This window comes from Nocardia sp. NPDC060220 (assembly GCF_042727815.1).
GTDB lineage: Bacteria > Actinomycetota > Actinomycetes > Mycobacteriales > Mycobacteriaceae > Nocardia.
This window is the reverse complement of record NZ_JBHWZY010000419.1, coordinates 1-5923: the sequence shown is the minus strand read 5'-3', so window position 1 is coordinate 5923 and position 5923 is coordinate 1. Positions and strand designations below refer to the sequence as shown.

The following is a 5923-nucleotide window of genomic DNA, read 5'->3' as shown; positions in this document are numbered from 1 at the left end:
CGGCTGATCGCCTCGATGTAGGCGAACCCCTCAGACGGGGGGACCGACAACAGAACCGGTGGCGCATGGGAGCGATCGCGTAGGCGCCACCGGTTTTGTTGTGTGTGGGCAGGCTCAGTCCGCGGTGACGACGGTCGCGTAGGTGGCGGTGAGGCCGGCGATGAACGCGGTGAGCGCCAATTCGAAGCTGTCGTCATCGATTTCGTCGGCGATCGCCCGCAGCAGGTGTGCCTGATTCAGGTGCGGGTAGCGGTCGCGGTAGACCTGCACGTCGTCGGCGAAGCCGCCGGCGAACGAGCCCACCGTCGAACCCATGACCAGGTAGCGGGTGGCCGCGCCGATCATGGTGGCGTAGCGCGGTGGCCAGCCCGCACCGACCAGACCGCCGTGTACGGCGTCGGCGGCGCGCAGGTTCTCGGCTCGGCGGCCCGGGCCGGTGGCCAGGTACGGCACGAAGTTCGGGTGGGTGGCCAGCGCGCCGCGGTAGCTGCGCGCCCAGTCCGCGAGTGCGCGATCCCAGCTCATGGAGTCGAAGGCCGAGGTGTCGACGTGGCTCATGATGCCGGTGGCGATGTCGTCGAACAGGTCGTCCTTGTTCGGGTAGTGGCCGTAGAGCGAGGCGGCCTGCACGCCGAGTTCGGCGCCCAATTTGCGCATGGAGACTTCGGCGAGCCCGTCGCGGTCGATCAGGACCAGCGCGGCGTCGCGAATGCGCTCGCGGCTCAACAGCGGAACGCGCGGCCTCGCCATGCGGTACTTCCTCTCTCGTCGGGAATCGAACGGTATCACCGATGCCGAAAATGACTCTTGATTAACCGAACAGCGTTAGGATACGGTGCCCGAGTAAACCTAACGCCGTTTGGTTCAGGAGTGGTTCCGTGGATTTCCAGCTCACCCCAGCGCAGTCCGACCTGCGTGAACTCGCCCGAACGTGGGTGGACAAGGAAGTCGTGCCGTATGCCGCGCAGTGGGATCGCGACGAATCGGTGGACCCGGCGATCGTCGGCAAACTCGGCGCTCTCGGTTTCCTGGGCATCGGGATCGCCGAGCACTACGGTGGCTCCGGCGGCGACACCTTCGACTACTGCCTGCTGCTCGAGGAGCTCGGCCGCGGTGACAGCGCGGTGCGCGGCATCGTGTCGGTCTCGCTCGGGCTGTTCGGCAAGTCGATCGCCGCCTACGGCACCGAGGAGCAGAAGCAGCGATTCCTGCCCGGGATCTGCGCGGGTGAACAACTCGGCTGCTTCGCGCTGACCGAACCCGGCACCGGCTCCGACGCGGCGAATCTGGACGCCCGCGCCGTCCGCGACGGGTCGGACTGGGTTCTGTCCGGCACCAAGATCTTCATCACCAACGGGACCTGGGCCGATCACGCGCTGGTGTTCGCGCGGACCGGCGGGCCCGGCCCCAAGGGGGTCACCGCGTTCGTGGTGCCGACGGACGCGGCGGGCTTCGGCCGGACCGAGATCAAGGGCAAGCTCGGGCTGCGTGGCCAGGCCACCGCCGAATTCGTCCTCGATCGCGTCCGGGTGCCCGACGCGCTGCGCCTCGGCGAGGAGGGGCAGGGCTTCCGGATCGCGATGTCCGCGCTCGACAAGGGCCGCATCGGGGTCGCGTCCGGGTGCGTCGGCGTGGCCCGGGCCTGCCTCGAAGCCGCGGTGCGCTATGCCGGTGAGCGCGAACAGTTCGGCAAGCCGATCGCCGGTTACCAGCTGGTCCAGGAGCTGCTGTCCGATATCGCCGTCGCGACCGACGCCGCCCGGCTGCTCGCCTGGCGCGCGGCCGATCTCGCCGACCGCGGGCAAGCCTTCGGCACCGCCGCGTCGATGGCGAAGCTGTTCGCCTCCGAAGCCGCGGTCTCGGCCGCCAACAACGCGATCCAGGTGTTCGGCGGCTACGGCTACATCGACGAATACCCCGTCGCCAAGTATCTGCGTGACGCGCGCGTACTGACTCTCTACGAGGGCACCACCCAGATCCAGAAACTGCTCATCGGGCGCGCCCTCACCGGCGTGAACGCCATTGTCTGACACAGGAGTACGACCCATGACCCACAGAACAGCCTTCGTCACCGGGGCGGCTCGCGGCATCGGCGCGGCCACCGCCGCCCGCCTGGCCGACGACGGATTCGCCGTGGCCGTCGTCGATCTCGACACCGACGCCGCGGTGCTGGCCGCCGGGAAGATCAACGCGGCAGGCGGCACCGCGATCGGCCTCGGCTGCGACGTCGCCGACGAGGCGCAGGTGGCCGACGCCGTCGCGCGCACCGTGGCCGATCTCGGCTCGCTCGACGTGCTGGTGAACAACGCGGGCGTGCTGCGCGACAACCTGCTGTTCAAGATGTCGGTCGAGGACTGGGACACCGTCATGGCGGTGCACCTGCGCGGCGCGTTCCTGTGCAGCAAGGCCGCGCAGAAGCACATGGTGGACAACGGTGGCGGCGCCATCGTCAACACCTCGAGCGTCTCGGCGCTCGGCAATCGCGGCCAGGCCAACTACGCGGCGGCCAAAGCGGGCATCCAGGGCCTGACCCGCACCCTCGCCATGGAACTCGGCCCGTTCGGGATTCGCGTCAACGCGGTCGCCCCCGGCTTCATCGCCACCGAGATGACCGCGGCCACCGCGGCGCGGATGGGCGTGAGTGCCGAGGATTTGCAGGCGAAGACCGCCGAGATCACCCCGCTGCGACGGGTCGGCGTGCCCGCCGACATCGCGAACGTGGTGGCGTTCCTCGCCTCCGACGACGCCGGCTTCGTCACCGGGCAGACCGTGTACGTCGACGGCGGACGCCGTCTCTAGATTGCGGAGAAACCCCATGCAGAGAACAGTTTTCACCGACGAGCACGCAGCATTCCGCAAGACCGTGCGGGCGTTCATCGAATCGAAGGTCTCGCCGGTCTACGACCAGTGGTACGAGGCGGGCATCGTGCCGCGCGAGTTCTACGCCGAGCTGGCCGGCCTCGGGGTGTTCGGGATCGAGGTGCCCGAGCAGTACGGAGGCGCCGGCATCGAATCGTTCAAGTTCCAGGCGATCCTGCTGGAGGAAACCACCCGGGCCGGTGTGTCTTTCGGCGGCTCCGGCGTGCACGTGGGCCTGTGTCTGCCGTATCTGAAGAACCTCGCGACCGATGAACAGAAGCAGCGCTGGCTGCCGGGATTCGTCTCGGGCGAGATCATGTTCGCGATCGCGATGACGGAGCCCGGCACCGGATCCGATCTCGCCGGAATGCGCACGACCGCACAGCTGTCCGAGGACGGCACGCACTATGTGCTCAACGGGTCGAAGACCTTCATCACCGGCGGTGTGCACGCCGACCGGGTGATCGTCTGCGCGCGGACCGCTCCGCCGTCGGAAACGGATCGCCGCCACGGGATCTCGCTGCTCGTGGTCGATACGAAGTCGCCGGGGTACGCGGTGGGACGCAAGCTGGACAAGCTGGGTCTGAAGGTTTCCGACACCGCCGAGCTGTCCTTCACCGACGTGCGGGTTCCGGTGTCGGACCTGCTGGGGGAGGCGAACAAGGGGTTCAGCTACCTGGGCCGGAATCTGCCGCAGGAACGGCTCTCGATCGCCCTCGGCGCCTATGCCCAGGCCAAGGCGGCGATCCGGTTCACTCTCGAGTACACCAGGGGCCGTGACGTTTTCGGCAGGCCGGTCGCGCAGTTCCAGAACACCAAGTTCGAACTGGCCGCTTGCCAGGCCGAGGTCGATGCCGCCGAGGCGGTCGTCGACCGGGCGCTGGAGGCCCTCGACCGCGAGGAACTCACCGCCGCCGACGCGGCCTCGGCCAAACTGTTCTGCTCCGAGGTGGCTTCGCGAGTGATCGACCGCTGCCTGCAACTGCACGGCGGCTACGGCTACATCAACGAGTACCCGGTGGCCCGCCTGTATGCCGACAACCGGGTCAACCGGATCTACGGCGGCACCAGCGAGGTGATGAAGATGATCATCGCCAAGGACATGGGCTTGTGACCGGCACCGCGTATCTGGCCGACGGCGTGCGGACGCCGTTCGGCCGGTACGGGGGCCCGCTGGCCGAGGTTCAACCCGATGACCTTGCCGCACAAGCGATCACGGCCCTGGTGCAGCGGCTGCCGAGCGTGGATTTCGGCGCAGTCGACGACGTGGCGCGGTTGTCGTCGATCGTGACGAGCATCCGTGACCGGTGCGGTGTTCGCCCCCGGTTGCCATCGCATCCAGCCCCGCCTTGTGCGGTGGCCACTGCTTTCCGCCAACGTTGTCGTTAGGAACCACCCGTGAACGCCACACTTTCCCTGGCGAGCATCCTCGCCGAACCCGCCCGCCGCCGCCCGCATCACCTCGCGCTGATCGAGGGTGAGCACCGCATCACCTTCGCCGATCTGTGGCGCGAAGCCCGCGAACAGGCCGGCGCCCTGATCGCGCGTGGTGTGCGACCCGGCGACCGGATAGCGCTGCTGTGTCCCAATACCGTCGATTTCCCGCGCGCCTATTTCGCCGTCCTCGCCGCGGGCGCGACGGTGGTGCCCGTCCATCTGCTGCTCACCGCGCCGGAGATGGAATACGTGCTGCGTGACAGCGGTGCCTCGCTGCTGATCTGTCATCCGATGGTCGCGGCGACCGGGAGCGAAGCGGCGAGGAACGTGGGCATCGATGTGGTGGCGCCGGAAGAGCTTGCCGGCACGGCGATCTCGAACTTCATCTCGCGTGGCCCGCTCGATACGGCGGTCGTCTTCTACACCAGTGGCACCACCGGTACACCCAAGGGCGCCGAGCTGAGCCATCTCAACATGGTGATGTGCGCGACGGTGAACACCTTCGACGCCAACGAAATCCACCGCGACGACATCGCCCTCGGCGCGCTGCCGCTGTTCCACGTGTTCGGGCAGACGGTATCGATGAATTCGCAGTGGCGGGTGGGCGGCACCCTGGTGCTGATGCCGAGATTCGACGCGGCCGCGGCGGTGTCGCTGATGGCGGCCGAGCGGGTCAACCTGTTCCACGGCGTGCCCACCATGTATCTGTCGTTGATCGAAGCGGCGGGTTCGGCGCCGGTACTGCCCGAGCTGAAACTCTGTATCAGCGGTGGCGCAGCGCTGCCCGTTGCCGTGCTCGAGGAATTCGAGCGGGTCTTCCACGCGCCGGTACTCGAGGGTTATGGCCTGTCGGAGACATCGCCGACCGCCGCGGTGAACCAGCCGTGCTTCGGTACCGAGGCCGGCACCGTCGGACATCCGGTGTGGGGCGTCGACGTGGAGATCGCCGATCCCGCGATCGCCGACCGCATCGAACTGCTGCCGGTCGGCGACGTGGGCGAGGTGGTGGTGCGCGGGCACAACGTGTTCAGCGGCTACACCGGCAGGCCGGAAGCCACCGCCGCGGCCGTGGTCGACGGCTGGTTCCGGACCGGTGACCTCGGCACGAGGGACGACACCGGTCGGGTGCGCATCGTCGACCGGATCAAGGAGATGATCCTGCGCGGCGGATTCAATGTGTATCCGACCGAGGTCGAAGCGGCCCTGATGCGGCACCCGCGGATCGCGCAGGTGGCGGTGATCGGGGTGCCCGACCCCCATTACGGTGAGGAGGTCGTGGCGGTCGTCGTGCCCGAGGGCGCGCTGACCGAGCGGGAAGTGATCGACTTCGCCAAGCAGCAGGTCGCGAAGTACAAGTACCCGCGCCGCGTCGAATTCGTGACCGAGCTACCCCTCGGCCCCACCCATAAAGTTCTCAAACGCGCACTGCGCCAACGTTTCGGAGGAACGGCATGACCACGGATTTCGCTGATGTCGACGCGCTGCGGGCGGCGGTCGGCACCGAACTCGGCCCCAGCGACTGGATCACCGTCGACCAGCGTCGCATCGACCTGTTCGCCGAGGCCACCGACGATCACCAGTGGATCCACGTCGACGCCGAGCGCGCCGCCGCGGGCCCCTACGGAAC

General features: G+C 68.1%; 7 protein-coding genes. 6 read left to right on the top strand and 1 reads right to left on the bottom strand.

Annotation, left to right across the window (positions count from 1 at the left end):
• Positions 1-114: 114 nt before the first annotated feature.
• Positions 115-750: a TetR/AcrR family transcriptional regulator gene (locus ACFWF3_RS21250; RefSeq protein WP_378988079.1), complete on the bottom strand. Its 636-nt coding sequence runs from the start codon at positions 748-750 to the stop codon at positions 115-117.
• A 128-nt stretch (positions 751-878) separates the two neighbouring features.
• Here ACFWF3_RS21250 and ACFWF3_RS21245 point away from each other — a divergent pair, with 128 nt between their 5' ends.
• From ACFWF3_RS21245 to ACFWF3_RS21220, 6 genes are all read left to right on the top strand, one after another.
• Positions 879-2030: an acyl-CoA dehydrogenase family protein gene (locus ACFWF3_RS21245; RefSeq protein ID WP_378988076.1), complete on the top strand. Its 1152-nt coding sequence runs from the start codon at positions 879-881 to the stop codon at positions 2028-2030.
• A gap of 16 nt (positions 2031-2046) precedes the next feature.
• Positions 2047-2799: a 3-oxoacyl-ACP reductase FabG gene (gene fabG, locus ACFWF3_RS21240; RefSeq protein ID WP_378988073.1), complete on the top strand. Its 753-nt coding sequence runs from the start codon at positions 2047-2049 to the stop codon at positions 2797-2799.
• Positions 2800-2815: 16 nt separating this feature from the next.
• On the top strand, positions 2816-3973 hold the full coding sequence (locus ACFWF3_RS21235; protein ID WP_379314982.1) for an acyl-CoA dehydrogenase family protein: 1158 nt from the start codon (positions 2816-2818) through the stop codon (positions 3971-3973).
• Complete coding sequence (locus ACFWF3_RS21230; RefSeq protein ID WP_379314981.1) at positions 3970-4248, top strand: hypothetical protein; 279 nt, start codon at positions 3970-3972, stop codon at positions 4246-4248. The genes ACFWF3_RS21235 and ACFWF3_RS21230 overlap by 4 nt, the downstream gene beginning before the upstream one ends.
• 9 nt (positions 4249-4257) lie before the next feature.
• Positions 4258-5751: a long-chain fatty acid--CoA ligase gene (locus tag ACFWF3_RS21225; protein ID WP_379314980.1), complete on the top strand. Its 1494-nt coding sequence runs from the start codon at positions 4258-4260 to the stop codon at positions 5749-5751.
• Positions 5748-5923, top strand: a 176-nt coding sequence (locus ACFWF3_RS21220) for a MaoC/PaaZ C-terminal domain-containing protein (protein ID WP_379314983.1), incomplete at its 3' end; no start/stop codon positions are given. The genes ACFWF3_RS21225 and ACFWF3_RS21220, both read left to right, overlap by 4 nt.